Below are 26,728 nucleotides of genomic sequence, written 5' to 3' on the forward strand. Positions count from 1 at the left end.
TTGTATAACTTAAAGATGTATGTTAGAGCATAAGAGGCTCATCACCTCCTATGCTTGAATATTACTTGATTAATCTAATGTGATATCTAAACCTAAACCACGCAATTCGTGTACTAATACGTTGAATGATTCAGGAACTGATGGTGTTGGTAAGTTGTTACCTTTTACGATAGCTTCGTAAGTTTTAGCACGACCTACTACATCATCCGATTTCACAGTTAAGATCTCTTGTAAGATGTTAGATGCACCGAATGCCTCAAGCGCCCAAACCTCCATCTCACCGAAACGTTGACCACCGAATTGAGCTTTACCACCCAATGGTTGTTGTGTAATCAAGGAGTAAGGACCGATAGAACGAGCGTGCATTTTGTCATCTACCATGTGACCTAATTTCAACATATAGATAACACCTACTGTTGTCGGTTGGTCAAAACGCTCACCTGTCAAACCATTGTACAAGTATGTACGACCAGACTTAGGTAATCCTGCTTTCTCTACCCACTCTTCTACTTGATCCATTTCTGCACCGTCAAAGATTGGTGTTGCGAACTTCATTCCTAATTTTTGACCAGCCCATCCAAGAACTGTTTCATAAATCTGACCTAAGTTCATACGTGATGGTACCCCTAGAGGGTTCAATACGATATCCACTGGAGTACCGTCTTCTAAGAATGGCATATCTTCATCACGTACGATACGTGCTACGATACCTTTGTTACCGTGACGACCCGCCATCTTATCACCTACTTTCAACTTACGTTTCTTAGCGACATAAACTTTAGCCATCTGTACGATACCAGAAGGAAGTTCATCACCTACAGACACCGCAAATTTCTCGCGTTTGAAAGCTCCTAGCTCTTCGTTCAACTTGATGTTGTAGTGGTGAAGAGCTAATTTGATCAACTCGTTTTTATCTTCGTCTGTAGTCCATCCAAACGGATTAATGTTTGCATAGTCTAAGTCAGTTAAGATTTTTTGAGTGAATTTAGCACCTTTAGCTACCAACAATTCTTTGTATACATTGTAGACACCTTGGCTAGTTTTACCATTCACGATAGTGAATAACTTCTCTACCAAACGCTCTTTCAATACTCTCACATTCTTATCATGTGCTACTTCTAATTTTTCTAAAGCTTTTCTTTCGACTTCTTTAGACATTTTCTTAGCACGTGAGAACAATTTCGTATCGATAACCACACCTTTGATGGAAGGAGGAGTTTTCAAAGAAGCATCTTTTACGTCACCCGCTTTGTCACCAAAGATGGCACGTAATAATTTCTCCTCTGGAGATGGGTCAGATTCACCTTTAGGTGTGATTTTACCAATTAAGATATCACCTTCACCTACTTCTGCACCGACACGGATAATACCGTTCTCATCCAAATCCTTAGTTGCTTCTTCGGATACGTTAGGTATATCAGCAGTCAATTCCTCTTCACCACGTTTTGTATCACGCACTTCCAATTCGAACTCTTCGATGTGAAGAGAAGTGAAAATATCTTGAGACACTACACGCTCAGAAATTACAATCGCATCCTCAAAGTTGTATCCTTGCCAAGGCATGAATGCTACTTTCAAGTTACGACCCAATGCCAATTCACCATCTTCAGTTGCATAACCTTCACATAATACCTGACCTTTAGTCACTCGTTGACCTTTCTTAACGATTGGCTTCAAGTTGATACATGTATTTTGGTTGGTTTTCTTGAATTTGATTAATCTATATGTTTTGATATCATCATCAAATGATACTAAACGCTCATCTTCATTACGTTCGTAACGGATTTTGATTTCTTCAGCATCAACGTACTCTACCACACCATTACCTTCAGCATTGATCAAAGTACGTGAGTCAGAAGCTACACGACCTTCCAAACCAGTACCTACGATAGGTGCTTGAGGGCGTAACAATGGCACCGCTTGGCGCTGCATGTTGGATCCCATCAATGCACGGTTGGCATCATCATGCTCCAAGAAAGGAATCAATGAAGCCGCGATAGAAGTAATTTGGTTAGGAGCAACGTCCATATAATCCAATTTCTCAGGCTCGATAATCGGGAAGTCACCCTCGTATCTTGCTTTTACTTTTGGATCTTCGAAGTTACCTTTATCGTCATAATAAGCATTTGCTTGCGCAATTGTCTTACTATCTTCATCCTCCGCTGATAAATAAACAACAGGCTCATCAACGACTACTTTACCATCTCTTACTTTACGGTAAGGAGTCTCGATAAATCCTAAGTTATTAATTTTAGCATGTACTGCTAAAGATGAAATCAAACCAATATTTGGTCCCTCTGGAGTTTCGATAGTACACAAACGACCGTAGTGCGTATAGTGAACGTCACGAACCTCGAAACCAGCACGCTCACGTGATAGACCACCTGGACCTAACGCCGATAGACGACGTTTGTGCGTGATCTCAGCCAATGGATTCGTTTGGTCCATAAACTGAGAAAGTTGGTTTGTTCCGAAGAACGAGTTAATTACTGATGATAATGTACGTGCATTGATCAAATCAGTAGGGGTGAATACTTCGTTGTCACGAATGTTCATACGCTCACGAATAGTACGTGCCATACGAGCCAAACCTACACCGAATTGAGCATACAACTGTTCACCAACAGTACGTACGCGACGATTTGACAAGTGGTCAATATCATCCACCTCAGCTTTAGAATTGATCAAGTTGATCAAATACTTCACAATAGCGATGATATCTTGACGAGTCAAGACTTTAGTTTCAGAATCTGTATCTAACTTCAATTTACGATTAATACGGTAACGACCTACATCACCTAAATCATAACGTTTGTCTGAGAAGAATAAACGATCGATGATACCACGAGCAGTTTCCTCATCAGGTGGTTCAGCGTTACGTAATTGACGATAGATGTGCTCCACCGCTTCTTTCTCGGAGTTAGAAGTATCCTTCTGTAAAGTGTTATATATAATGGAATAGTCCGCATTGTTAGACTCATCTTCTTTTGCTAAGATAATCGACTTAACACCAGCTTCGATGATCAAATCAATGTGGTCTTCTTCTAATACAGTTTCACGTTCAAGGATAATTTCGTTACGATCGATAGATACTACTTCACCAGTATCCTCATCTACGAAATCCTCCGTCCATTTATTCAATACCCTTGCCGCCAAACGACGACCTACGAATTTCTTTAATCCAGATTTACTAACTTTTACTTCATCCGCTAGATCGAACAATTCTAAGATATCCTTATCCGAATCATAACCGATAGCACGTAACAAGGTAGTAACTGGGAATTTTTTCTTACGGTCGATATATGCATACATCACGTTGTTCACGTCAGTAGCAAATTCGATCCAAGATCCTTTAAAAGGAATTACCCTTGCAGAATAAAGTTTTGTACCATTTGTGTGTCTACTCTGACCAAAGAAAACGCCAGGAGAACGGTGTAGCTGAGATACGATTACACGCTCGGCACCATTGATAACGAAAGTACCCTTTGGTGTCATGTATGGAATTGTACCTAAGTATACATCTTGTACGATAGTTTCGAAATCTTCGTGTTCTTCGTCATTACAAGACAACTTCAATTTTGCTTTCAAAGGCACGCTATACGTTAAGCCACGCTCAATACATTCTTGGATATCATAGCGAGGTGGATCAATGAAATAATCCAAAAACTCTAGCACGAAAATGTTTCTTGAATCAGAAATAGGGAAGTTTTCCGCGAAAACCTTGTACAACCCTTCCTGATGGCGGTTATCAGAAGTAGTTTCTAATTGAAAAAACTCCCTGAAAGACTCCAATTGCACATCCAAGAAATCCGGGTAATCGATTACCTTTTTACTTGTAGCAAAATTTACTCTTTCGTTTTGAATATTATTGTTTGCCAAGGGAATAAGATTTTAGTTTAAAAAAACTGAACTTAAATTTTTGCTGTTTGTGAGTGCTCATACATGCGACAGCATACACATGAAAAGCTTATTATATATTAAAACGGGAATAGACTCTGATAAAATATCAGAGTCTAATCTCGTTTTGGTGGTATTTGAAATTATTTAATCTCAACTACAGCACCAGCTTCTTCTAATTGTTTTTTCAAAGCTTCAGCTTCGTCTTTAGAAACACCAGCTTTCAATTCTTTAGGAGCACCGTCCACTAAATCTTTAGCTTCTTTCAATCCTAAACCAGCTAAGTCTTTTACTAATTTAACTACAGCTAATTTTTGACCACCAGCTTCTTTCAAGATAACGTCAAATGAAGTTTTCTCTTCAGCAGCAGCAGCGCCACCTTCAGCTGGAGCAGCAGCAACTGCAACAGCAGCAGCAGCAGGCTCGATACCGTACTCGTCTTTTAAGATATCAGCTAGTTCTTTAACTTCTTTTACTGTTAAGTTAACTAACTGTTCAGCAAGTTGTTTTAAATCTGCCATTTTATTTTGATTTTTGAATGTTCTTTTAAAAAATATTGTTAATTAAACTACGATTTTTTTTATCTAGAAGGTTTTCGTTAACCTCTTTGTTCTAAAGCTTTTAATACGCCAGAGATTGTATTTCCACCCGATGAAAGAGCAGAGATAACATTTTTCGCTGGAGATTGAAGTGCCGCGATAACGTCTGCTATAAGCTCTTCTTTCGATTTAAGACTTACTAATGCATTCAATTGATCATCACCAACAAAAGCTGTCTCTTGAATATAAGCTGCTTTTAATACTGGCTTGTCACCTGCTTTACGTAATTCTTTAATCAATTTCGCTGGAGCATTACCTGACTCAGAGAATAATAATGTAGAAGCACCTTTCAATACACCTACTAATTCTTCTGATTCGATACCTGCTTCGATTAGGGCTTTCTCAATTAAAGTGTTTTTAGCCACTTGCATGATAATACCTGCGTCGAAACATTTACGGCGAATTCCGTTGATTTTTTCAACAGTTAAATCAGCAGTATCAGTAATATAGAAGTTACCGTAAGATTTAATCTGCTCTGCTAAAGCTTGAACAATTTCTTGTTTTTCTTCTTTTCTCATGATTAAATACCTGCTACTGATTTAGTTTCTACATGAATACCCGGACTCATTGTTGATGAGATATGGATACTCTTGAAGTATGTTCCCTTAGCTGCTGAAGGTTTTAATTTTGAGATTACTTGCAATACTTCTAATGCATTCTCATAAATCTTCTCCGCCGGGAAAGACACTTTTCCTACTGAAGTATGGATGATACCTGTTTTGTCAACTTTAAAATCGATCTTACCGCCTTTTACGTCTGTTACAGCTTTACCTACTTCTGTAGTTACTGTACCAGTCTTAGGATTTGGCATTAAGTTTCTTGGACCTAAAATACGACCCAATTTACCTACTTTAGCCATTACCGAAGGCATAGTGATGATAATGTCAACGTCAGTCCAACCACCTTCAATCTTGCTGATGTACTCATCTAGACCTACGTAATCTGCACCTGCTGCTTTAGCTTCTTCTTCCTTGTCAGGAGTTACTAATGCTAAAACGCGAACAGTCTTACCAGTTCCGTGAGGTAATGTCGCAATACCACGAACCATCTGATTCGCTTTACGTGGATCTACGCCCAAACGTACGTCGATATCCACTGAAGCATCAAATTTAGTTGTAGTAATCTCTTTAACTAATGCCGCAGCATCCGCTAAAGTATACGCTTTACCAGCTTCAATTTTGGATAGTGCCGCTTTTTGATTTTTTGTTAATCTAGCCACTTTCTTAAACTGATTTCGTTAATTAATTTTTCCAAGGAGCGTCACCTGCAACAGTGATACCCATACTACGAGCCGTTCCAGCCACCATACTCATTGCCGCTTCAACAGTGAATGCATTCAAATCTGTCATTTTATCTTTAGCGATCGTCTCCACTTGCTCCCATGTAATAGAAGCAACTTTCTTACGATTTGGCTCGCCTGATCCACTTTTCAATTTAGCAGCATCTTTTAATTGAACTGCTACTGGTGGAGTTTTAATGATAAAATCAAATGATTTATCAGCATAAACAGTGATAACAACGGGCAATACTTGTCCTGGTTTGTCTTGCGTACGAGCATTGAACTGCTTACAGAAATCCATGATATTCACACCTTTAGCACCTAAAGCAGGTCCTACTGGAGGAGATGGATTTGCTGCACCGCCCTTTACTTGTAATTTTACTAACGCACTGACTTCTTTTGCCATTTTGTTTTGAATTTAATTTGTTAAATGTTTGTTAGTAAGTTGGAAGCAATAACGTAACATTTACTTTTTCGTCAGCTACTAAACTAGAGTTTTCGCAACTAAACGAGGTGCAAAGATAATAAGAATATTTGAATCACAAAATAGTACAGCATAAATATTTTTTTATTCAAATAAATCCTAGGTCCTACACCCTCACAGTTTCAGACGAATATTGATTTTCGACAGGCCCACGGCCAGCCAAAGCATCACATATGACCATACTAATGATCCTACAATACACCAAATAGGATTACCCAAATATTTGTAGAAAAATATGGGCAGACCATAGGTCCAAATAATTAAATAGACTATATCCGGAAGAATGTATGTCGTTAAGGAATTCTGTCCAGCACGCTCAAACAACTTCAGCCCGCTATAATTTTGTTTGACATCTACGATATAATAAAATAAAGCAAACAACAGTAAGCTAATCCCTGTACAGATCAATCCCCAGCTTGGCGTTGCATAGATCTTTGATATAACAAACCAATTGCGTAATAAAAAACCTATGACTAGGCATAAAATACCTAACACAATTACATTGCGCAAAAGAACGGTTGGAAGAGTTTTTGCTTTTTTGATTAATAAACCAACAAGAACACCCATCAGTACAATAAATGGAATATTACCTTCGATAATAACATTAAATACAGGCATCAGAAAATCCACAAAACCTAGAAGCTTTGCACAATAAAGAATATTAAGACCTAGAAAAAACACAACCAGAATACCACACTTAAATAGACTATCTCTACACCAGAGACTCGCCAATGCTCCAACGAGATACCCCCAGCCTATCAGTCCCAATATACCCCACCATCCACGTTGCATCCAACCGACCTCCTCTATTGTTCCTGACCGGAAAAACAGCAGCACACCTGCTAAGAGCACTATACCTATCCCTTGGAGTATGGTAAATAGCTTATTATACTTCTCACTCCTGGGATATTGATTCCATACCAAAAAAATTACCACAAACAACAACAGTGCCCAAGCAAACTTGCTCACACCTACTACTTCGACATTCAAGGATCCCTTATTGAATAAGAGCAAGCTGATTAGGATCAAACTACCTGCCCGCAACAGTATATGTCTGGTAATTACAGATAAGGACTCACCTATCTTCTGACGATTAGCAATAGCAAAGGGAATAGAAATTCCGACCATAAACAAAAAGCCCGGAAAGACCCAATCTGCCAAGCCCATTCCGTCCTCATGCGCCTCTGTATGCAGGAGCCATTTCGGTACACCGGGAATATAGAGATCGTTAACAAACAACATCAAAAAAAGGGTAAAACCCCGCATCATATCAATGGAAAGCAAACGTGTCTTAGGAGAACTCATGCAACTGGATAATTTAGGTTGGGTAAATATACTCATTCCCATTATAAATGAGAAAGGCTTCTTATTTGGAATAAGAAGCCTTGTGTATTTTTATAAATAGTATTTATGTTATTCTTTTTCTACTTGCATGTAGTTTAGCTCAAGTGGAGTCTTACGACCGAAAACCTTAACCATTACCGTTAATTTTTTCTTATCCTCGTGTACTTCTTCGATTTCACCTGTGAAACCGTTGAAAGGACCGTCAGTTACTTTCACCGATTCTCCTACATAATAAGCAACGTTGATAGACTCACCTTGCTCGGCCATCTCATCGACCTTACCTAAGATTCTATTTACCTCCGCTGGACGCAAAGGAATGGCTACGCCTGATTTATCACCTAAGAAACCTATTACACTATTCAAATTTTTGATAGCGTGCTCGATCTCTCCATCCAATGCAGCTTCAATCAACACATATCCAGGATAGTAGTTACGCTCTTTAGCTACTTTCTTACCGTCGCGCATTTGGTAATACTTCTCCATGGGAATTAAAACCTGAGGTACTAAATTTTGGATACCTAATCTGTTTACTTCCGCTTCAATATATTGCTTTACCTTCTTCTCTTTACCACTTACAGCACGTACTACGTACCATTTTAAACTTTGATCAGCCATAATATCTTTTGAGATAAAACTTTAGTTAGTTCCGTAAAATAACTCCAATACATTACTTGAAGCCTTGTCCATTACCAATATTAATAAAGCTATGATCAACGAAGCTACAAGTACTACTATTGCATGATTTTGCAACTGAGCCCAAGTAGGCCAGGTAACCTTCTCAGTAATCTCTTGATAAGACTCTTTAAAAAAATCAAGTACTTTAGCCATTGTATGATTATTTATTTAAGTTATTTAGCACGGGCACCAGGACTCGAACCCAGACCAAAGGTTTTGGAGACCTTCGTTCTACCTTTAAACTATGCCCGTGTATTTCTTATTTTGTGATGCAAATATAGTGTTCTAAGTGCATTAGACCAAATATTTTTTGCTTTTTTTTATTGTATAAAGAACAGTATTTGTCTTGAAAAAAATAAGCTAATCAGCATCAGCTAATTAGCTTATTTTATATTTTATTATTTAATCAATAAAGACTAGATAATTTCAGTTACCTGACCAGCACCTACTGTACGACCACCTTCACGGATAGCGAAACGTAGACCTTTTTCCATTGCGATTGCGTTAATCAATTTAACAGTGATTGTAACGTTATCACCTGGCATAACCATTTCAGTACCTTCTGGTAAAGAGATTTCACCTGTTACGTCAGTTGTACGGAAATAGAATTGAGGACGGTATTTGTTGAAGAATGGCGTGTGACGACCACCTTCTGCTTTTGATAATACGTAAACCTCAGCTTTGAAGTGATCGTGAGGAGTTACTGTACCTGGTTTAACGATAACCATACCACGTTTGATATCAGTTTTCTCAATACCACGTAACAATAAACCTACGTTATCACCAGCCTCACCGTAATCTAAGATTTTACGGAACATCTCAACACCAGTTACTGTAGATTTTAAGTTCTCAGCACCCATACCTAAGATTTCAACTGGATCACCAGAGTTGATTACACCTCTTTCGATACGACCTGTAGCAACTGTACCACGACCAGTGATTGAGAATACGTCCTCGATAGGCATCAAGAAAGGTAAGTCAGTCAAACGTGGAGGAATTGGAATGTAGTTATCTACAGCATCCATTAATTCCATGATTTTTTCAACCCACTCAGGCTCACCATTCAATGCACCTAAAGCAGAACCTTTGATTACAGGAATATCATCACCTGGGAATTCGTAGAATGATAATAATTCACGAACTTCCATTTCAACTAAGTCTAATAATTCTGGATCATCAACTAAGTCAGTTTTGTTCATGAATACTACTAACGCAGGAACACCTACTTGGCGAGCCAATAAGATGTGCTCACGAGTTTGAGGCATAGGACCATCAGTAGCAGCAACTACGATGATAGCACCGTCCATCTGAGCAGCACCAGTTACCATGTTTTTCACGTAATCGGCGTGACCTGGACAGTCAACGTGTGCATAGTGACGGTTAGCTGTTGAATACTCAACGTGCGCTGTGTTAATAGTGATACCACGTTCTTTTTCTTCAGGAGCAGAGTCAATTGAATCAAATGAACGAGCTTCTGATAAACCTTTATCAGCTAATACTTTAGTGATAGCTGCAGTTGTAGTAGTTTTACCGTGGTCAACGTGACCGATTGTACCTATGTTTAAGTGCGGTTTACTACGGTCAAATTTCTCTTTTGCCATGTTTATGCGAATTAGTAATTATTAAATATTTCTTATTAAATTCTTTACAAAAATAATAAACTTATTGTATCGAGCCAAAGATGGGATTTGAACCCACGACCTCTTCCTTACCAAGGAAGTGCTCTACCCCTGAGCTACTTCGGCTTTTATAAAAGCTTATTTACGGAATTATGCCTCCACCTTACACATTTTGACCATGAAAGATAGAGACTGAAAAACCTTGAAAATTAAGAGCGGAAGACGAGGTTCGAACTCGCGACCTATAGCTTGGAAGGCTATCGCTCTACCAACTGAGCTACTTCCGCTTTTGTTTACAATCTCAATTTTTTATGACTTAAATTGTAAACAACAATTTAGTGTGGAGGGAGAAGGATTCGAACCTTCGAAGCCGAAGCAACGGATTTACAGTCCGTCCCATTTGACCGCTCTGGAACCCCTCCAGACCTGTGATGTCTCACATTTGAGCCTCCTATCGGAATCGAACCAATGACCTACTGATTACAAGTCAGTTGCTCTACCAGCTGAGCTAAGGAGGCTTTTATTTCTTTGTCTTATCAAACTCTCGAAGAACATCTACTCTCCCGGAGTAGCTGGTGCAAAGATAGAAAAATTCATTTCAAATTTGCAAGAGAATTTATTAAAAACTTTTTCTTACTTATTTCTTAAAGAACACAACCAAAAAACCCCGTTAATCTGACCGATACTGTTCGTTTTTGATGATGCAAAGATAGACACAGGATTTACATTTCAAAAATATTTACTTAAAAAAATACACCTCTAAAAGTCATTAACCTGATATGCAGAACAATAATTTTTTGACAATAAATAAATCAGCCCGGTTAAAATGTTTTAATTTATATTTGAAACGTTGATTTTTAGCAAATGTTATATGAAAAAAGTTTTAATATTTTTTTTTAGCACAATCCTACTATTGCCCGCACAAGCGCAGCAATCCGATAATTTAATCCAAAAAATCATCAAAAAAGCATTTTCTACGGAGAAAGACAGCACACGTAAAGCCAGCTTTTTCATACTTCCCGCCTTTGCTTACGCACAAGAGACAGGAGCCGAATTCGGTGTCGCTGCCACCTACGACTTCTATCTCGACAAACAAGATATAAACAGCCGTACCTCCAACATCACCCTCATCAGCACCATTACCACCAAAAGCCAAAAGAAAATAAATCTCAATGCCGACCTTTGGACTAAAAACAATGATTACCACGTCTTATTGGAATTGCGTGCGCGGGACTGGCCCTTTAATTTTTATGGCTTAGGTAACGAAACTTGGAAAGCCGACGAAGATTATCTAGACCAAACCTTATATAGAGCCAAGGTAGATGTGGAGAAAAGAGTTATACCAAATCTGTATCTTGGGGTGAATGCCAGCTATGACAATTACAAAATCAAAGACGTAGAAGCTGGAGGCATATTCGAATCCCACAGTATCTTGGGCAAAACGGGAGGCCAATACATGACTTTCGGAGTTTCCGCTTTATATGATACGCGCGATGTGACTACTTACACCAATAAAGGAATCTATAGCCGACTCAAATATGCATTGGCTCCTGACCTATTTAGCGAAACAGATTTTACAGGATCATTATTTGAAGCAGATGTAAGAGCGTTTCATCCTTTGCACGAAAAGATCAATCTTGCGGCACAGGCGGTATACCGAGGCACATATGGTACGCAAACACCTTTCTATGCTATGCGCGACTTAGGAGGGGACATGACTATGCGCGGTTATTACCTCGGACGCTACAAAGACAAAAATTACTTCGCGACGCAAGCCGAGTTGCGCTACCGTTTTCACCCGCGATTTGGCATCATGGGTTTCCTCGGTACAGGCACCACTTTTTCCGAACAGCACAAAGCGCGTTTTGTGCCGACATATGGAGGAGGATTCCGCTACTTCTACAGCATACAGCATAGCAGCAGCATCCGATTAGACTATGCATTTGGCGAAAAGAGAGCCGGCGAGGAAAGACAATCTGGATTTTACCTAAGTATAAGCGAAGCTTTTTAGAATTTAATACAATCTGTAAGGATAACGCAATTTAAAGGTTTCTTTGGGTTGTTCGGTCCGCTTGCACAGCACCCCAAATTCAAAGAAGTCAATCAGCACAATGAATCGTTGGTCAGCCTGCATAGCAGCCCAAAGGTTCTCCGCTTCTCCCCTATGTACATCTTTCAAAAAAATCATAAAGTAATCTTCTTGCAGTACGGCTATTTCATCTACCGATATATCCTTTAAGCTTAACACCAGAAAATCTTCTTTCTGCTTATGCAATTGCTGCATATAGTACCACTGTATATCATCTATCAACGAAAAGCTGCGCGAAATGTTCTTATTATAAATTAACTCATCAGCAAGTGTATACACAAAAGGCGAATGGGTCCCATGTCTACTATTGGCCGTCAAATAATGAGCTAGTTTTTTAAGCAAATAAAACATGGAAGCAAAAATACAAATATTGTCATGCTTGATTCAAAAACCGCATATTGTTTTTTAAGTTAATCTATTTTATTAAATTTATATAATGAATGAACAAGAACTTAAAGCGATAATATCCCTCTTAGATGATCCAGATATGGAGATTTTCAACCATGTTGAGCAGCAGCTTATTACTTTTGGTCCGGAAGTTATTCCTCAATTGGAAGCGTCTTGGGAGTCTTCGTTTGACCCATTATCCCAAACAAGGATTGAAAATATCATTCATAAAATCCAATTTGATCAAATCAAAAACGATTTACAATTATGGGATTTAAAAAACAGTGAAGACTTATTGGACGGACTGCTGATCGTCAATCGATATCAATATCCTAACCTGGACGAAAGTAATGTATTCCTGACCTTGGCTGACCTCAAGAGAAATGCGTGGTTTCAGCTCATGTATGATATGAGCCCCGTAGAAAAGGTAAAATTACTCAACAACATCCTTTTTAGAGAGTATGGCCTTTCAGGCAACACAACAAATTATCACGACCCTCAAAACTCATTCATTCATAAAGTGCTGGAGAGCAAACGCGGTAATCCCATTTCGCTTTCGTGCATCTATAGTATCATTGCCCAGCAATTGGATATACCGATCTATGGCGTCAATCTGCCCAAGCATTTCATCACTGCATATGTGGAAGACCTAAGTCAGCCACCATTGTTCTATATCAACCCTTTCAATAGAGGGCAGATCATGCATGAGAATGATATATATTCCTTCTTGAAACAATTGGATCTGCCACTGAGCGAAGAATATACGATGCCATGTACGAATAAAGCCATTATCAAACGCGTGCTTCGCAATTTAATAATGGCTTATGATAATATGGGAAATCCTCAGAAAAAGGAGGAAATCGATATCTTGTTAAAAATTATAGAAGAATAATCTAATTCCGCGAATCCAAAGATAATCCGGCAGGGGTTGCACCATTCAAATTAAGTGATTTATTCGGCGCCACATTACCTTCGTCTGTAATTTCAAAGCGCAGGACCAACTTGGCTTGTGAATCTGCTACATATATATACTTCCCATCCTCGAGTGGATCGATAGCGATATCCATCGGTCGCGTGAGGTTTGTTGCTACACCGCTAATCACACGAGTAGGTACAATATTTTTATTAGATACATGCGATGAAAAATTCTCAAAAATCAAAATACGACCATCACCAACAGCACTTCCGGTACCCTCGTAGTCTGTCAATACCATTATATCCTTTATTTTGGAATACGCCATGCCACGTAGATTTCTCGATCCGGTCACGGTCAGTGTGTATGATGGTGTGATATTCAGAATAGAGTCCGTTTTTTCTACAAATTGATTGGTCATATTATTAAACACGACTAAACCGCCTTCATTACCCGTCTTCACCATTAAAACATCCTTCTCATCAATATACATCCCCCATGGAACGAAATTTAAGGGCACTCTAAAGTTTGGAACTTTAAATCCTCCTGAGTTCCGTGGATTCAGAAAAACGAATAAATCGCCGAATTGATTCCCAGCACCTTGATTCAAGGCCAGCAAAAATTCAGAACTTGCATTAATACCACTATTGACGATGGTGTGAAACAATCCACGTACGTTATCAAATTTTCTGTTTGCTAGCCTGCCAGATGGTGAGACTACCCCGGCATCATTAATACGCAACACGTGGATAGCTGTATCATTCAATCCTGGCGTGTTGATACCAGCCTGAAATAGTGCACCACTATTCAACGGTGAAAAATGAATAGTGCGTCCTCCCCGCACGGTAGAGCCATAAGATGTTAGCGCAGCAAATGAATTCTCACTAGCAGCAGAGTCAATTACCCAGATGTTATTAACCTGCGTAGCGGCCCCCGGCTCATAATCCGAAGTCGACACATATAATCTGGAGATAATTTTATTTGGATTCACAGCAGGCTCATCGTCGTCACGCTGACAAGAAGCGAAACCTATGAATAATAAGGGTACAATATAGAATAAAATATTTCTGCACATATAATTAACCTAAGTTCAATGAATACAAATGTATAATTTTTGCGTGTAACAATTCATACGAAAATACTAATCTAAACGCGACAATATTGAAATAACTTTTAAAAGCCATAAGATTTCCGTAAAATTGCAAAGGAATATCATAATCGATATGGATACTAAAAAAGAATTAGTAAGAGAAAAACTGGAACTTCCTAACGAAGGCAAAAAATTGCTTTTGCACTCCTGCTGTGCCCCCTGTGCGGGCGAGGTGATGGAGGCTTTAATCTCTTCGGATATAGATTTCACCATATACTTCTACAATCCGAACATACATCCACGCAAGGAATATGACATCCGTAAAGAAGAAAACATACGTTTTGCGGAGAAACACAATATTCCTTTTATAGATGCAGACTATGATGTGGATCATTGGTTCGAATTGGCCAAAGGTATGGAGCACGAGCCTGAAAGAGGAAGCAGATGCACAATGTGCTTTGATATGCGCTTCGAGAAAACAGCAGAGTATGCTGCAGCCAACGGATTTGACGTAATATCGAGCTCATTAGGTATTTCAAGATGGAAAAACATGGAGCAAATCAATGACTGTGGTCTGCGTGCTGCTTCGCGTCACCCTAATATGGAATATTGGACATTCAACTGGCGCAAAAAAGGAGGTTCTTCTCGCATGCTTGAAATCAGCAAGAGAGAGAAATTCTATATGCAAGAGTACTGTGGCTGTGCATATTCCCTTCGCGACACCAATAAGTGGCGTATGGCAAATGGCCGTGATAAAATCGAATTGGGTGTCAAATATTATGGGGATGAAGAATAATTATTTCATAAAATAATTGCATCCTTAAATTTAAAACATTAATTTTGCAGGCTCAAATACAAGATTGTGAAGTATCTAAAACAATATAGAATTCCCTTTTCGGGACTAGCGGCGGGAAAACACGATTTTGAGTTTGAGATAAACGATAAGTTCTTTGACTGCTACGAGCATTCATTAGTAAAAAAGGGTGAATTGACAGCAAAAGTATCTCTTCAAAAACAAGAGGGTATGCTAATTGTCAATTTTGACATCAACGGTACGATCAAACTTACTTGCGATGTATGCTTAGCCGAATTCGACGCCCCAGTTTCATTTCAAGAACGCTTGATAGTGAAATTTGTAAATGAAGAATGGGACCAAGAGACAGATGAGGTTATTATCTTGAACAAGACAGATCACGAGCTAGATATAGCGACGCTGTTGTACGAGTACATCAATGTTCAAGTACCTTATTACGCTAAGTGTTCTGAGCAAGGTGTAAACATCACCTGCGATCCTGAAATGCTGGCAAAAATCAGTACAGAAGAAGATACTCAATCGGATATTGAGACAGAAAACATTGACCCGCGTTGGGCAGCACTAAAGAATATTAAAAACAATTAAAAAACATAATACGAGATGGCACATCCAAAACGTAAAACTTCGAAATCAAGAAGAGACAAAAGAAGAACGCACTATAAGGCTGAGAGACCTACATTGACAGTATGTAAAGAAACAGGTGCTGTACACGTACCACACAAAGCGTACGAAGTTGATGGCAACTTATATTACAACGGTAAATTAATCGTTGAAAGCGCTACAGCTGTCTAAAAATATCTTTAGATAAAACATCCCAAATTAAGTGAAAAATTTATTTTTTTGCTTTACTTTGGGATGTTTTTGCGTATTATTGAAGTAGAAAAATAATAACGGATGAAGATAGGATTAGACGTTCTTGGAGGGGATTATGCCCCTAAATCAACTATTTTAGGTGCTATTGAAGCACAAAAAAGTCTTTCGGGAGACCAACGATTAGTTTTGTTTGGAGACCAAGAAGACACCATTAAACGCATAGCAGAGGCCGGAGCAGATCCTTCATTATTTGATTATGTACATGCTCCCGAAGTAATCTCTATGCACGAGCATCCCACCAAAGCTATTACACAAAAACCTAACTCGAGCATAGCTAAAGGTTTTGAACACCTTAAAAATGGTGAAATAGACTCTTTTTCGTCCGCAGGTAATACAGGTGCTATGCTGGTCGGCGCCATGTTCAGCGTGAAAACAATTCCAGGAGTGATACGTCCTGCTATTGCCACGAATGTTCCCAAACTCAAAGAAAGCTTCGGTATTCTTTTGGATGTAGGCGCGAATGCTGACTGCAAGCCCGAAATGTTAAACCAATTTGCACTACTGGGAAGTCTGTATGCCGAATACGTATACGGCATCGAAAATCCAAAAGTCGGATTATTAAATATCGGCGAAGAAGAAGAAAAAGGTAATGCTCTTACCATCTCAACCTACCCTTTACTCAAATCTAACCCTAAAATTAATTTCATAGGCAATGCCGAAGGCCGCGATTTATTTTCGGATCATGCTGATGTATACGTCTGTGATGGATATACCGGCAATGTGGTTCTAAAATTAGCCGAATCATTTTATGTAGTTACTTTGAAAAAAGGTTTTAAAGATGATTTCTTTGATAGATTCAACTATGAGCAATATGGTGGAAGCCCGATCCTAGGTGTAAATGCACCTGTAATTATAGGTCATGGTATCTCCTCGCCTCTTGCAATTAAAAATATGGTATTACTATCTAAAGGTATGATCGAATCGAAATTTATCGATAAGATGAAAACTGCTTTTAACTAACATTATATGTCTAAAATTCACGCAGCTATAACGGCGGTAAACGGATATGTTCCTGATTACATATTAACAAACAAGGAACTCGAAACAATGGTAGATACGAATGACGAATGGATCGTCACTCGTACTGGTATTAAAGAACGTCGTATCCTAAAAGGAGAAGGATTAGCTACCTCAGATCTTGCTGTACCTGCAGTAAAAGGTCTACTTGAAAAGAGAGGTATTTCCGCAGATGAAATTGAATTAATCATCTTCTGCACCAGTACTCCAGATATGTTGTTTCCAGCAACGGCAAACATTCTAGCAGACAAAATTGGCGCTACAAAAGCCTACGGATATGACTTGCAAGCCGCATGTTCAGGCTTTTTATTTGGCTTGACGACAGGCGTACAATTCATCGAATCAGGCAAGCACAAGAAAGTACTTGTAGTGGGCGCAGACAAGATGTCTTCAGTAGTAAACTACGAAGACAGAAATACTTGCATCCTATTTGGTGATGGATGTGGAGTTGTATTGTTAGAGCCGAATGAAGAAGGTTACGGTATACAAGATACTTTATTAAAAACAGATGGTTCAGGCGGACAGTTCCTTAATATAAAAGGTGGTGGCTCGTTAAATCCTGCTTCCCATGCGACGGTAGATGCTGGATTGCACTACGCATACCAAGAAGGACGTACTGTTTTCAAATTTGCTGTTACAAACATGGCAGATGTGGCACACGAAATCATGGTACGCAATGATCTTACAGCAGATGATGTAGCCTGGTTAGTACCACACCAAGCCAACAAAAGAATCATCGACGCTACAGCAGAGCGTGCAGGATTACCAGAAGATAAAGTAATGGTAAATATCCATAAATATGGCAATACCACGAGTGCAACTATCCCAATGTGTCTTTGGGAATGGGAAAATCAGCTTAAAAAAGGTGACAATTTAATATTGGCAGCTTTTGGTGGTGGATTTACTTGGGGGTCTGTTTATTTGAAATGGGCTTACTAGCATACATCATTTTTTACTATATTTACCGACTAATTTCTAATTAATAATTAACATTTTGAAAAAACCTACTATCATGAGTATGGACATTAAACAAATTCAAGACTTGATTAAATTCGTATCCAAATCAGGTGTGAATGAAGTATCGATCGAGGAAAAAGATTTCAAAATCACGATAAAGACAAATCAAGAACCAACCTATGTAACGGCAAGCATTCCAGCAGCTATTCCTGCTACAGCGCCTGTACAAGCGGTTCCTGCACAACCAGCAGCGGTATCTACACCTGCGGCTCCAGCGGCAGCAGATGACGAGTCTAAATTCATCACTGTGAAATCACCAATGATTGGTACTTTCTACCGTTCACCAGGTCCAGACAAAGGTTCATTTGTCAACGTAGGTGATGAGATTTCGGCAGGTAAAGTGTTGTGTATAATCGAAGCAATGAAATTATTCAACGAGATTGAATCTGAAGTATCTGGTAAAATCGTTAAAATATTAGTGAACGACGCACAACCAGTGGAATACGATCAGCCATTATTCTTAGTTGATCCAAGCTAATCTCTAGCTGCTTAGGCAGCTTTTTGAGTTTAATAGTACTAGCTGTCATCACCTAGTACATTGGTATAATTAGTCATTCATTATGTTCAAAAAAATATTAATAGCCAACAGAGGAGAAATCGCTTTACGTATCATCCGCACATGTCGCGAGATGGGCATCAAAAGTGTAGCGGTATACTCTACTGCTGATAAAGACAGTTTGCACGTACGCTTTGCAGACGAAGCGGTATGTATCGGTCCTCCGGCAAGTAAAGATTCTTATTTAAATATCCCTAATATCATTGCTGCTGCTGAATTAACCAATGCAGACGCAATACATCCAGGCTATGGTTTCCTTTCGGAGAATGCTAAATTCTCGGCTATCTGTGCTGAATATGGTATCAAATTCATTGGTGCTACAGCCAATCAGATAGAACGTATGGGAGACAAAGCATCGGCTAAAGAAACAATGAAAAAAGCAGGTGTCCCTACGGTACCTGGCTCAGAGGGTCTTATCCCAGATGTAAAAACGGGAATCAAATTAGCCAATGAAATCGGTTATCCAGTGATCATCAAGGCCACTGCAGGTGGTGGTGGTCGTGGTATGCGTATCATTTGGAAAGATGAAGAATTCGAACCTAATTGGGATTCTGCGCGCCAAGAGGCTGCTGCAGCATTTGGCAATGATGGTATATATCTTGAAAAATTCGTTGAAGAACCTCGTCATATCGAGATCCAAGTAATCGGTGATCAATATGGTAAAGTATGTCACCTTTCGGAGCGTGACTGTTCTATACAACGTCGTCATCAAAAATTAGTGGAAGAAGCACCATCGCCATTTATCACGCCAGAATTGCGCGCGAAAATGGGTGAGGCTGCTATCAAAGGTGCAGCTGCCGTGAATTACGAAGGTGCTGGTACTATTGAATTTTTGGTGGACAAGCACCGCAACTTCTACTTCATGGAGATGAATACACGTATCCAAGTAGAACACCCTGTGACGGAAGAAGTCATCAATTTTGATCTTATCAAAGAGCAAATCAAGGTGGCTGCAGGTATTCCGATCTCCGGTAAAAGTTACGAGCCGACTATGCACGCCATAGAATGCCGTATCAATGCCGAAGATCCATTCAACAATTTCCGTCCTTCACCAGGAAGAATCACCAATTTCCATTCACCAGGAGGTCACGGTGTACGGGTAGATACGCACGTATATGCTGGATATACAATTCCACCAAACTACGATTCGATGATCGCTAAACTAATCTGTGTAGCGCAGACTCGCGAAGAGGCTATTGCAACCATGGAAAGAGCATTAAGCGAATTCGTGATTGAAGGTGTGAAAACAACGATCCCATTACACTTAAGGTTGATGCGTGATCCGAACTTCAGAGCAGGTAACTTTACAACAAAATTCATGGAAAGTTTCGATCTTTCGGAATATCCGGAAGAAGAAGCGTAAAAATTTTGTGTTGATATTTAATTAATACCATTCTTATCCCAAAGAATGGTATTTTTGATTTCCGTTACTTATAATTGCATATGTCAAATAAAAAACTCATTGAGGCTATAAAGAATAAAGGAAAAAGTATTGAGGCAGAAATGTCTTTCTTTGAACATCTCGAAGTATTGAGATGGCACATCATCCGCTCGGTCATAGCTATATTCGTATTTGCACTCCTTGCTTTCTCATTTTATGATTTTGTCTTTAATCAGATAATCATGGGACCCAAAAATCTAGATTTTTGGACGTATAGAATGATGTGTAAAGTAGGTGATCTGCTTAATCTTGATGGTTTTTGTGTCGAGCGCATTCCTTTCAATATTATCAATACGGAGCTGGCGGGTCAGTTTATGTTACAGATCAACTCCTGTCTGCTGATGGCTGTAGCTATGGGATTCCCTTATTTATTATTTGAGATATGGTTATTTATTAAACCTGCATTGACAGATATTGAACGTAAATCAGCAAGCGGTTTTGTTTTTTACGCAACGATATTATTCGTTTTAGGGGCATTATTCGGTTACTATATCGTAGTTCCTCTATCAGTGAATTTTTTGGCAAATGTGTCCTTAAGTGAAGAAATCACCAATCAAATTACGATAGATTCCTATTTGTCGACTATTGCGACATTGACTTTGGGTTGTGGTATTATATTTTTACTACCAATCCTTATCTTTATCCTATCAAAATTGGGATTGATGACGCCACAGTTTATGCGTGCCAGTAGACGATATGCTGTCGTGATTATCCTTATTATCGCAGCTATCATCACGCCAACTGCAGATGTGATTACGTTATTAACAGTGAGTGCGCCGATGTTTATCCTCTACGAACTGAGTATCTCGGTATCGGCAAATGTACACCGCAAAAAACTGGCTAAAGAAAAAGAATTTTACAACAACTAATATTTTATAATATGAAAATTGCAATCGGTAGTGATCACGCGGGCTTTGATTACAAAACCACATTAGTGGAATATTTGAGGGAATTGGGACATGAGGTTCAAGATTTCGGTCCAGTATCAGCGGATTCTGTGGATTACCCTGATTTTGCACATCCTGTTGCTTCTTCGGTAGAATCTCAAGAGAACGAATTGGGAGTCTTGATTTGTGGCAGTGCAAATGGTGTGGCTATCACAGCCAACAAGCATCAAGGTATCCGTGCGGCTATTGCTTGGCAAAACGAAATCGCTGCTTTGGCGCGCCAGCATAATGATGCGAATGTATTGTGTATCCCTGCTCGTTTCATTGATTTGGATTTAGCAAAAAAAATCACACAGACATTTACTACAACAAATTTTGAAGGTGGCAGACATGCTACTCGTGTAAATAAAATTGCTTGTAATTAATTATTATATATACCTATTATGAAAAAAATCTTTTCGTTATTATTCATCTTGCCATTGGCATACAGCTGTACGGTAGCACAAAATCCGTCGAAGTATGCTAATATCATCACGGAGCAATCCTCAAAAGATCATTTGACTATCCTAGCGAGCAAAGAATTCGCTGGAAGAGGAACAAATCAAGAAGGTGGTAAAAAAACTGTTAAATACTTAGCAGAACAATTTGAGTCTTTCGGCCTTAAGCCAGTAGTGAACGGCAGCTATTACCAACCTGTTGCTTTAATGCAGGTCGCTTACAAAGTAGACTCTTTCCAATTGGCGGGTCAATCTTTAATCAATGGCCAAGATTTCTATATACAAGGAGATAATACCAATGCGACTTTTCATGGAGAGGAAATTGTCTTCGTGGGTTACGGTATCCAAGACGAGAAATTCAACGAGCTTAAAAATACAGACCTAACGGGCAAAATAGTGCTTGTTATCAATGAAGGTGAGCCAAAAGATGCGGATGGCAAATCTCTTATCACCGGCACAACAGATAAGTCTACTTGGTCTACAAGTCGATTCAAAAGAATTCAAGAATTGACAAAACTCAATCCAAAATTAATCTTGGCAGTCAATTCGCAAAATGAAGCGATGATCACACGCATGAATAATCGTGGAATGATGGGACGCGTAGCTTTGGACAGAGGCAATGCCGCTCCAAATCAAAGACAATCGGTGCCTGTAGTGCATATCAAAAAATCTATTGCAGATCAATTATTAGCGAAAGTAAACACTAGTTTTGATCAATTTATCGCAACAAAATCTGCAGCACCATCAACTGCTAAAGTTATTAAATCAGCATTGCATGCATCTATGGGTGTGAAGCAAGAAAAATTCACTGACCCTAATGTTGTTGGTTTCTTAGAAGGATCTGACTTAAAAGACGAAATTATCGTCGTATGTGGTCACTGGGATCATGATGGAATATTGCCAGATGGAACTTATTTTCCAGGTGCCGATGATAATGGTTCTGGAACTGTTGCTGTCGTAGAATTAGCTAAAGCTTTTGCTCAAGCAAAAAAAGACGGTAAAGGTCCACGTCGTAGCATTTTGTTTATCGCATTAGCAGCAGAAGAAAAAGGATTATTAGGCTCGCAATTTTATGTAGAGAACCCAATCTTTCCTTTAGCACAAACTGTTGCTTGTATAAATATCGATATGATTGGTCGTATTGATGACAAACACTTGAATGGCGATCACAATTATATCCACGTAATCGGTGTAAACAAGTTAAGCACAGACTTAAAGCCTATCGTAGAAAAAGCGAATGCTGAAATCAAAATGAAATTAGACTATGACTATGATCATCCTGAGGAGCCAATGCGTCTGTACTACCGTTCGGATCATTACAATTTCGCGAAGAATGGAATCCCTTCTTTATTCTTTTTCTCAGGCTTACACCCACATTACCACACACCAGAAGATACAATCGATAAGATTGACTTCACTATGATGACAAAACGTGAGAAGCTAATTTTCAACACAACATGGGAAATTGCTAATCGTGATAAAAAACCCGTAGTCGACATGCCTCTTGAAGATGCACAAGGCACAGGAAGATAATACATATAAAAAAAGCTAGCGAATATTGAGGGCACTGAAAAAGTCCTCTTCAAAAATTTGAGTATCAAAAAAAGGGAAAAAGCACATATTTTAGCCCATTGAGAATCTCTTATTTGAAGAGTTGTTGCTAAATGCATTCAAATAAACAAAGGATAAGGGCTTATGAGTATAAAAATTCATAAGCCCTTTTTTATTGGATAGTTTTTCAGTGCCCTCCGAATATTGCTAGCTTTTTTATTTATAGCTTCACCTGAATGGTATCCCGGTAAATAATCTGACGCTGTTCATTCTCATACTCTAAGAAGTAGCGATTGGGCGGTAACTTCACCTTGACTATGCTATCCTTACTTTTTGCATCCAATATATGGAAGTAATTGATTCCCGTTTGCGTCTCATACTGGGCAAATAGCTTCAGAAAGATTTTACCTTGGTTATAATCTAATCCCTCGGGGACTTTTATATCCGTATCTGCAATTGTGTCAGATATATTCTCAGCGATTAACCAATTATCTCTATACTGCTTTTTCGAATCTTGAAGGTTTGAAGTATTGATTTTGGCCAAATATTCCAACTTACAAAACCGACAATTTTGATGCTCTTCCTTGTTAATGTAATACACGAGGCTCAAAGTCTTTTTCCCTTTCTCAAATGGAATCACCACATGCCGAATGTCCAATTGACCTAACACATAATCTTTCTCCAGATAAAATTGCTCATCATTCACTTCCCGACGTTCAAATTCTTCTGTGCGCGGTAAAGGCTTATTATGAACCAAAGCCAATAGATTATAATGAGGAAGACCAGAGGGAACCGCAGAAAACAAGACTTTTGAACCTTTAGATTTTAAACCAGTTTTCTTCAGAACTTCTACATCATTTTCATAAAAATCATGTAGTCTAACTCCGGTACGCTCACCATCCTGATGAGGGTAGAAATTCATATAGGTCCAGACATTCAGCTTTAGCGAATGATTAAAATATTCATCAACATCATTTACAAATACACTTTCTTTCGCAAACTTATAGGATGAACATCCTGATAATACACAACAGAACAATAAAACAAAGCAATACTTCATCGTTACCTTTTAGTCAAATCCAAACGAATCGGTAAAGCATATGCCACCCTTACAGGCTTTCCATTTTGTATACCTGGAGACCATTTTTTTGAAGTTTTTAAAACTTCTACAGCAGCCTCACCTGTGCCATGCCCTAAATCCCGTGTGGCCTTGATATCGCTAAGCGCGCCATCTTTCTCCACAACAAACGTAACGGTAACCGTTCCCTTAACTTCTGCATCAATAGCGGCTTTAGGATACTTATAATTATCAGCGACCCATTTACGGTAAGCAACTAACCCACCTGGTGGCTCAGGCTGAATTTCAGCTTGAGAAAAGGTTTCTTTCTTTTCCTTATCGTCAAGTATTAATTGACCACCACTTTTACCACGAATCGTATCTTTTGCGATGTCTTGTGTATAATCCGAGACTCTATCCATGCCTACTAAATTTATTCGTATTGGCATTTCAAAAGCAAAACGAACTTTGCGACCATTTTGAATAGCAGGCGACCACTTAGGTGCTTTTTTTAGAACATTTACAGCAGCTTCACCTGTACCATGGCCGATATCTTGTACAGCTTTAATATCTGACAATGAACCATCCTTTTCTACTACAAACCGCACCCTAATCGTTCCTTTAGCACCTGCATCAATAGCAGCTTGGGGATATTGATAATTATCACCAATCCATTTGCGAAAAACACTCATCCCTCCTGCAGGTTCAGGCAATATTTCTGTCTGTTTGAAAATTTCATTTCCACCTTCTTTTATTGTGTCCTGCGCTATTGCGTTACTACTATGTTCAGCATTTTGATAAATATTCGATTGAGAAGTATTTTCATTATCAACTGCTAATTTTAAATCCTCCATTTTTGATTCCACATTAGCGACTACTCCTTTTGCTCTAGAAGTATTAAATACAACAGTAGACAATCCAACAATTAGTGCCGCAGGGACAATTCCCAAATACAGAAAACGTTTATTTTTTGATGATTTATTTTTAAATAACATCATGATTCTTTTCTTTAAAAATGATTGATTGGAAAACTCATGCACCAGTACATTTTGGGGTACTTTCATCGCATGGGCTACTAATAACTCGGCATAAGCTACTTTATCTTCCGAACTCAATTCGTCTTCAATACATTCATGCTGGAATTTGATTTCTTTTACCAAACGGTAGACGATAGGATTAAACCAATTGAACGCTTTAAACAGTTCCATAAAAACAACATCATAACTATGTCCTTGTTCCATATGGATTTGTTCATGACGTTCTACACTCGCATATTGCTTTATCTCTTTTCCTAAGAATATTTTGTTGAAGAAGGAAAACCCCAAATAATTGGAGTTGCTGCGAAACATCTCCCTTACTTGCCATAATTGCCATCCCAGCAACCCTAAACTTATCAATAGGCCGATGGCATAAATCCATATTAAAAGGTCTAAGAGTACAAGGGACGTGCGCTGTGCAGTGCCCACCACCACAGATACATCTATGATCTCTTCCATATTGACAATCGGAATATATACCTGATCATCAAAATAAGAAGACAAATCAATAAATAATCCTATAGGGATGAGTAAAGCAAAAATCACAGTTCCTAATAAGTACAGCCTATTCCATTGGAAAAATGTCAATTTGCGTAGCGTGAAATAATAGATCATATAGCCTAAGCTTACAGCTACATTGACCAATAGCAGATAAATTACCATAACGAAAGTTTATAAGTAGTTTATAATTTTTTATTTATGCTTATTGATAATATTCAAAATATCATCCAGATCTTTTACATCCAATTTGCTTTCTTCCAGAAAGTAGGAAAGCATCTGCTTGGGTGAATTTTCAAAATATCCACTTAACAGTTTATCAGCGACTACTTTTTTGTAATCTTCCTTGCTGATTGCGGGAATGTATTTGTGACTTTTACCATAAGTTTGATGATTCACAAAACCCTTGGTTTCGAGAATACGTATAATCGTAGAAACAGTATTGTATGCAGGCTTTGGTTCGGGTAATCGGTCGATTACTTCTTTTACGAAGCCCTCGCCCATCTCCCACAGTTCGTGCATAATTTGCTCTTCCGCCTTTGTTAGTTCTTTGATTTCGTCCATGATTCTGTTTATAATAAATAAATGGCACGTCTGCCTATAATCGATTACAAGAACTAATTTAAAACTAAATTTTTAGTTACACAACTATTTCTTTAGTTGACAGAAAAAAAACTAACACGATTACTCCATTCGCCATCTGCGATTGGATTTTTTCTCGGCGTGTTTGGACTTCCGATCGAGGCGCGCTAATATCTTAGAACGCGGTATTTTGGTTGCTACGCGCTTTTTTGAGGGCTTAAGGGATTGTTGCAGGACGTATACCAACTTTTTGAAAGCATTCTCTTTGTTGGCCAATTGACTCCTACTTTCCGAAGACTCTATTTGTAACAATCCATCAGCTTGCAGTCGGTTTTGGAGTTTTTCTTTGAGTAATATTTTTTGTTCTGGATTCAGCAACGAGGAATTTTCAAAATCCCAGAGTAAGGCTACTTTGGATTCTACTTTATTCACATTTTGACCACCAGCACCCGAGGAGCGTGAAGTCTTGTATTTTATTTCTTTTTTTAATTCTTCAGAATAGACAATCATAACATAAAGATTACG

At 38.7% G+C, this 26,728-nt stretch carries 27 protein-coding genes and 5 tRNA genes; 12 read left to right on the plus strand and 20 right to left on the minus strand.

The features are described from left to right. Positions 1 to 69: 69 nt before the first annotated feature. The 14 genes from rpoB to EDC17_RS01260 all read right to left on the minus strand — a co-directional run bounded on the left by rpoB (position 70) and on the right by EDC17_RS01260 (position 10,415). Positions 70 to 3,879: a DNA-directed RNA polymerase subunit beta gene (gene rpoB, locus EDC17_RS01195; RefSeq protein WP_132776102.1), complete on the minus strand. Its 3,810-nt coding sequence runs from the start codon at positions 3,877 to 3,879 to the stop codon at positions 70 to 72. A gap of 161 nt (positions 3,880 to 4,040) precedes the next feature. Further along, positions 4,041 to 4,418 (minus strand): 50S ribosomal protein L7/L12, encoded by a 378-nt coding sequence (gene rplL / locus EDC17_RS01200; protein ID WP_002992785.1) that lies wholly within the window; start codon positions 4,416 to 4,418, stop codon positions 4,041 to 4,043. Positions 4,419 to 4,495: 77 nt separating this feature from the next. Further along, positions 4,496 to 5,014, minus strand: a complete 519-nt coding sequence (rplJ, locus tag EDC17_RS01205) for a 50S ribosomal protein L10 (RefSeq protein WP_132776104.1) — start codon at positions 5,012 to 5,014, stop codon at positions 4,496 to 4,498. A gap of 2 nt (positions 5,015 to 5,016) precedes the next feature. After that, positions 5,017 to 5,715 carry a 50S ribosomal protein L1 gene (gene rplA, locus EDC17_RS01210; RefSeq protein ID WP_132776106.1) on the minus strand — a complete coding sequence of 233 codons (699 nt, stop codon included), beginning with the start codon at positions 5,713 to 5,715 and terminating at the stop codon, positions 5,017 to 5,019. Positions 5,716 to 5,737: 22 nt separating this feature from the next. Continuing rightward, positions 5,738 to 6,181: a 50S ribosomal protein L11 gene (rplK, locus tag EDC17_RS01215; protein ID WP_132776108.1), complete on the minus strand. Its 444-nt coding sequence runs from the start codon at positions 6,179 to 6,181 to the stop codon at positions 5,738 to 5,740. A 192-nt stretch (positions 6,182 to 6,373) separates the two neighbouring features. After that, on the minus strand, positions 6,374 to 7,564 hold the full coding sequence (locus EDC17_RS01220; RefSeq protein ID WP_132776110.1) for a DUF5009 domain-containing protein: 1,191 nt from the start codon (positions 7,562 to 7,564) through the stop codon (positions 6,374 to 6,376). Between the two features lie 108 nt (positions 7,565 to 7,672). Further along, entirely contained in the window at positions 7,673 to 8,218 is a 546-nt protein-coding gene (nusG, locus tag EDC17_RS01225) for a transcription termination/antitermination protein NusG (RefSeq protein WP_132776111.1), read from the minus strand. A 21-nt stretch (positions 8,219 to 8,239) separates the two neighbouring features. Continuing rightward, positions 8,240 to 8,431: a preprotein translocase subunit SecE gene (gene secE, locus EDC17_RS01230; RefSeq protein WP_132776113.1), complete on the minus strand. Its 192-nt coding sequence runs from the start codon at positions 8,429 to 8,431 to the stop codon at positions 8,240 to 8,242. Between the two features lie 28 nt (positions 8,432 to 8,459). Beyond that, positions 8,460 to 8,530: transfer RNA gene (locus tag EDC17_RS01235), tRNA-Trp, on the minus strand. Between the two features lie 164 nt (positions 8,531 to 8,694). Next, on the minus strand, positions 8,695 to 9,879 hold the full coding sequence (tuf, locus tag EDC17_RS01240) for an elongation factor Tu (protein ID WP_132776115.1): 1,185 nt from the start codon (positions 9,877 to 9,879) through the stop codon (positions 8,695 to 8,697). 72 nt (positions 9,880 to 9,951) lie between these two features. Beyond that, positions 9,952 to 10,023, minus strand: a tRNA-Thr gene (locus EDC17_RS01245). Between the two features lie 88 nt (positions 10,024 to 10,111). Next, positions 10,112 to 10,184: transfer RNA gene (locus EDC17_RS01250), tRNA-Gly, on the minus strand. Between the two features lie 54 nt (positions 10,185 to 10,238). Then, positions 10,239 to 10,319: transfer RNA gene (locus EDC17_RS01255), tRNA-Tyr, on the minus strand. Positions 10,320 to 10,342: 23 nt separating this feature from the next. Further along, positions 10,343 to 10,415: transfer RNA gene (locus EDC17_RS01260), tRNA-Thr, on the minus strand. A 353-nt stretch (positions 10,416 to 10,768) separates the two neighbouring features. Between EDC17_RS01260 and EDC17_RS01265 the strand changes: the two genes are divergently transcribed. After that, the gene (locus EDC17_RS01265; protein ID WP_132776117.1) at positions 10,769 to 11,908 is read left to right on the plus strand and encodes a BamA/TamA family outer membrane protein; all 1,140 of its coding nucleotides are present in this window, start codon (positions 10,769 to 10,771) and stop codon (positions 11,906 to 11,908) included. 3 nt (positions 11,909 to 11,911) lie between these two features. Here the strand turns inward: EDC17_RS01265 and EDC17_RS01270 are convergent, their stop codons facing one another. Beyond that, positions 11,912 to 12,328 (minus strand): hypothetical protein, encoded by a 417-nt coding sequence (locus EDC17_RS01270; RefSeq protein WP_132776118.1) that lies wholly within the window; start codon positions 12,326 to 12,328, stop codon positions 11,912 to 11,914. Between the two features lie 94 nt (positions 12,329 to 12,422). Here EDC17_RS01270 and EDC17_RS01275 point away from each other — a divergent pair, with 94 nt between their 5' ends. Then, the gene (locus tag EDC17_RS01275) at positions 12,423 to 13,265 is read left to right on the plus strand and encodes a transglutaminase-like domain-containing protein (protein ID WP_132776120.1); all 843 of its coding nucleotides are present in this window, start codon (positions 12,423 to 12,425) and stop codon (positions 13,263 to 13,265) included. Position 13,266: 1 nt separating this feature from the next. On the opposite strand, the gene EDC17_RS01280 is transcribed toward EDC17_RS01275, so the two are convergent. Next, positions 13,267 to 14,361 carry an SMP-30/gluconolactonase/LRE family protein gene (locus tag EDC17_RS01280; RefSeq protein WP_132776121.1) on the minus strand — a complete coding sequence of 365 codons (1,095 nt, stop codon included), beginning with the start codon at positions 14,359 to 14,361 and terminating at the stop codon, positions 13,267 to 13,269. A gap of 148 nt (positions 14,362 to 14,509) precedes the next feature. Here EDC17_RS01280 and EDC17_RS01285 point away from each other — a divergent pair, with 148 nt between their 5' ends. The 10 genes from EDC17_RS01285 (at position 14,510) to EDC17_RS01330 (ending at position 23,011) form a co-directional block, all read left to right on the plus strand. Beyond that, entirely contained in the window at positions 14,510 to 15,172 is a 663-nt protein-coding gene (locus tag EDC17_RS01285) for an epoxyqueuosine reductase QueH (RefSeq protein ID WP_132776123.1), read from the plus strand. A 66-nt stretch (positions 15,173 to 15,238) separates the two neighbouring features. Further along, entirely contained in the window at positions 15,239 to 15,775 is a 537-nt protein-coding gene (locus EDC17_RS01290; RefSeq protein ID WP_132776125.1) for a YceD family protein, read from the plus strand. 15 nt (positions 15,776 to 15,790) lie between these two features. Then, positions 15,791 to 15,982: a 50S ribosomal protein L32 gene (rpmF, locus tag EDC17_RS01295; protein ID WP_132776127.1), complete on the plus strand. Its 192-nt coding sequence runs from the start codon at positions 15,791 to 15,793 to the stop codon at positions 15,980 to 15,982. 102 nt (positions 15,983 to 16,084) lie between these two features. After that, positions 16,085 to 17,023, plus strand: a complete 939-nt coding sequence (plsX, locus tag EDC17_RS01300; RefSeq protein WP_132776129.1) for a phosphate acyltransferase PlsX — start codon at positions 16,085 to 16,087, stop codon at positions 17,021 to 17,023. A 6-nt stretch (positions 17,024 to 17,029) separates the two neighbouring features. Beyond that, the gene (locus EDC17_RS01305) at positions 17,030 to 18,019 is read left to right on the plus strand and encodes a beta-ketoacyl-ACP synthase III (RefSeq protein ID WP_132776131.1); all 990 of its coding nucleotides are present in this window, start codon (positions 17,030 to 17,032) and stop codon (positions 18,017 to 18,019) included. A 73-nt stretch (positions 18,020 to 18,092) separates the two neighbouring features. Then, positions 18,093 to 18,575 carry an acetyl-CoA carboxylase biotin carboxyl carrier protein gene (gene accB / locus EDC17_RS01310; RefSeq protein WP_132776133.1) on the plus strand — a complete coding sequence of 161 codons (483 nt, stop codon included), beginning with the start codon at positions 18,093 to 18,095 and terminating at the stop codon, positions 18,573 to 18,575. 82 nt (positions 18,576 to 18,657) lie between these two features. Continuing rightward, complete coding sequence (accC, locus tag EDC17_RS01315) at positions 18,658 to 20,016, plus strand: acetyl-CoA carboxylase biotin carboxylase subunit (RefSeq protein WP_132776135.1); 1,359 nt, start codon at positions 18,658 to 18,660, stop codon at positions 20,014 to 20,016. Positions 20,017 to 20,096: 80 nt separating this feature from the next. Next, positions 20,097 to 20,963, plus strand: coding sequence for a twin-arginine translocase subunit TatC (tatC, locus tag EDC17_RS01320; protein WP_132776137.1), 867 nt, complete (start codon positions 20,097 to 20,099; stop codon positions 20,961 to 20,963). Positions 20,964 to 20,974: 11 nt separating this feature from the next. Beyond that, a complete protein-coding gene (gene rpiB / locus EDC17_RS01325; protein WP_132776139.1) occupies positions 20,975 to 21,406 on the plus strand; it encodes a ribose 5-phosphate isomerase B in 432 nt (143 codons plus the stop codon). Positions 21,407 to 21,424: 18 nt separating this feature from the next. Further along, positions 21,425 to 23,011, plus strand: a complete 1,587-nt coding sequence (locus EDC17_RS01330; RefSeq protein WP_132776141.1) for a M28 family peptidase — start codon at positions 21,425 to 21,427, stop codon at positions 23,009 to 23,011. 238 nt (positions 23,012 to 23,249) lie between these two features. On the opposite strand, the gene EDC17_RS01335 is transcribed toward EDC17_RS01330, so the two are convergent. The 4 genes from EDC17_RS01335 to arfB form a co-directional block, all read right to left on the minus strand. Further along, the gene (locus EDC17_RS01335; protein ID WP_132776143.1) at positions 23,250 to 24,089 is read right to left on the minus strand and encodes a hypothetical protein; all 840 of its coding nucleotides are present in this window, start codon (positions 24,087 to 24,089) and stop codon (positions 23,250 to 23,252) included. A 2-nt stretch (positions 24,090 to 24,091) separates the two neighbouring features. Beyond that, on the minus strand, positions 24,092 to 25,786 hold the full coding sequence (locus EDC17_RS01340) for a TonB family protein (RefSeq protein ID WP_132776145.1): 1,695 nt from the start codon (positions 25,784 to 25,786) through the stop codon (positions 24,092 to 24,094). Between the two features lie 30 nt (positions 25,787 to 25,816). Then, a complete protein-coding gene (locus EDC17_RS01345) occupies positions 25,817 to 26,185 on the minus strand; it encodes a BlaI/MecI/CopY family transcriptional regulator (protein ID WP_132776147.1) in 369 nt (122 codons plus the stop codon). A gap of 120 nt (positions 26,186 to 26,305) precedes the next feature. Further along, complete coding sequence (gene arfB / locus EDC17_RS01350) at positions 26,306 to 26,713, minus strand: alternative ribosome rescue aminoacyl-tRNA hydrolase ArfB (protein WP_132776149.1); 408 nt, start codon at positions 26,711 to 26,713, stop codon at positions 26,306 to 26,308. Positions 26,714 to 26,728 lie beyond the last annotated feature (15 nt).

Source organism: Sphingobacterium alimentarium, assembly GCF_004342685.1.
Lineage (GTDB): Bacteria > Bacteroidota > Bacteroidia > Sphingobacteriales > Sphingobacteriaceae > Sphingobacterium > Sphingobacterium alimentarium.

What these genes read in the sequence shown, in the direction of transcription:
- secE (WP_132776113.1), bottom strand. Translation starts at nt 8,431, where the DNA reads ATGGCTAAAGTACTTGATTTTTTTAAAGAGTCTTATCAAGAGATTACT.
- arfB (WP_132776149.1), bottom strand. Translation starts at nt 26,713, where the DNA reads ATGATTGTCTATTCTGAAGAATTAAAAAAAGAAATAAAATACAAGACT.
- nusG (WP_132776111.1), bottom strand. Translation starts at nt 8,218, where the DNA reads ATGGCTGATCAAAGTTTAAAATGGTACGTAGTACGTGCTGTAAGTGGT.
- EDC17_RS01305 (WP_132776131.1), top strand. Translation starts at nt 17,030, where the DNA reads ATGTCTAAAATTCACGCAGCTATAACGGCGGTAAACGGATATGTTCCT.
- accB (WP_132776133.1), top strand. Translation starts at nt 18,093, where the DNA reads ATGAGTATGGACATTAAACAAATTCAAGACTTGATTAAATTCGTATCC.
- rpiB (WP_132776139.1), top strand. Translation starts at nt 20,975, where the DNA reads ATGAAAATTGCAATCGGTAGTGATCACGCGGGCTTTGATTACAAAACC.
- EDC17_RS01265 (WP_132776117.1), top strand. Translation starts at nt 10,769, where the DNA reads ATGAAAAAAGTTTTAATATTTTTTTTTAGCACAATCCTACTATTGCCC.
- EDC17_RS01335 (WP_132776143.1), bottom strand. Translation starts at nt 24,089, where the DNA reads ATGAAGTATTGCTTTGTTTTATTGTTCTGTTGTGTATTATCAGGATGT.
- rplK (WP_132776108.1), bottom strand. Translation starts at nt 6,181, where the DNA reads ATGGCAAAAGAAGTCAGTGCGTTAGTAAAATTACAAGTAAAGGGCGGT.
- EDC17_RS01280 (WP_132776121.1), bottom strand. Translation starts at nt 14,361, where the DNA reads ATGTGCAGAAATATTTTATTCTATATTGTACCCTTATTATTCATAGGT.
- EDC17_RS01345 (WP_132776147.1), bottom strand. Translation starts at nt 26,185, where the DNA reads ATGGACGAAATCAAAGAACTAACAAAGGCGGAAGAGCAAATTATGCAC.
- rplL (WP_002992785.1), bottom strand. Translation starts at nt 4,418, where the DNA reads ATGGCAGATTTAAAACAACTTGCTGAACAGTTAGTTAACTTAACAGTA.
- rplJ (WP_132776104.1), bottom strand. Translation starts at nt 5,014, where the DNA reads ATGAGAAAAGAAGAAAAACAAGAAATTGTTCAAGCTTTAGCAGAGCAG.
- accC (WP_132776135.1), top strand. Translation starts at nt 18,658, where the DNA reads ATGTTCAAAAAAATATTAATAGCCAACAGAGGAGAAATCGCTTTACGT.
- EDC17_RS01330 (WP_132776141.1), top strand. Translation starts at nt 21,425, where the DNA reads ATGAAAAAAATCTTTTCGTTATTATTCATCTTGCCATTGGCATACAGC.
- plsX (WP_132776129.1), top strand. Translation starts at nt 16,085, where the DNA reads ATGAAGATAGGATTAGACGTTCTTGGAGGGGATTATGCCCCTAAATCA.
- tuf (WP_132776115.1), bottom strand. Translation starts at nt 9,879, where the DNA reads ATGGCAAAAGAGAAATTTGACCGTAGTAAACCGCACTTAAACATAGGT.
- EDC17_RS01275 (WP_132776120.1), top strand. Translation starts at nt 12,423, where the DNA reads ATGAATGAACAAGAACTTAAAGCGATAATATCCCTCTTAGATGATCCA.
- tatC (WP_132776137.1), top strand. Translation starts at nt 20,097, where the DNA reads ATGTCAAATAAAAAACTCATTGAGGCTATAAAGAATAAAGGAAAAAGT.
- EDC17_RS01340 (WP_132776145.1), bottom strand. Translation starts at nt 25,786, where the DNA reads ATGGTAATTTATCTGCTATTGGTCAATGTAGCTGTAAGCTTAGGCTAT.
- EDC17_RS01285 (WP_132776123.1), top strand. Translation starts at nt 14,510, where the DNA reads ATGGATACTAAAAAAGAATTAGTAAGAGAAAAACTGGAACTTCCTAAC.
- rpmF (WP_132776127.1), top strand. Translation starts at nt 15,791, where the DNA reads ATGGCACATCCAAAACGTAAAACTTCGAAATCAAGAAGAGACAAAAGA.
- EDC17_RS01220 (WP_132776110.1), bottom strand. Translation starts at nt 7,564, where the DNA reads ATGAGTTCTCCTAAGACACGTTTGCTTTCCATTGATATGATGCGGGGT.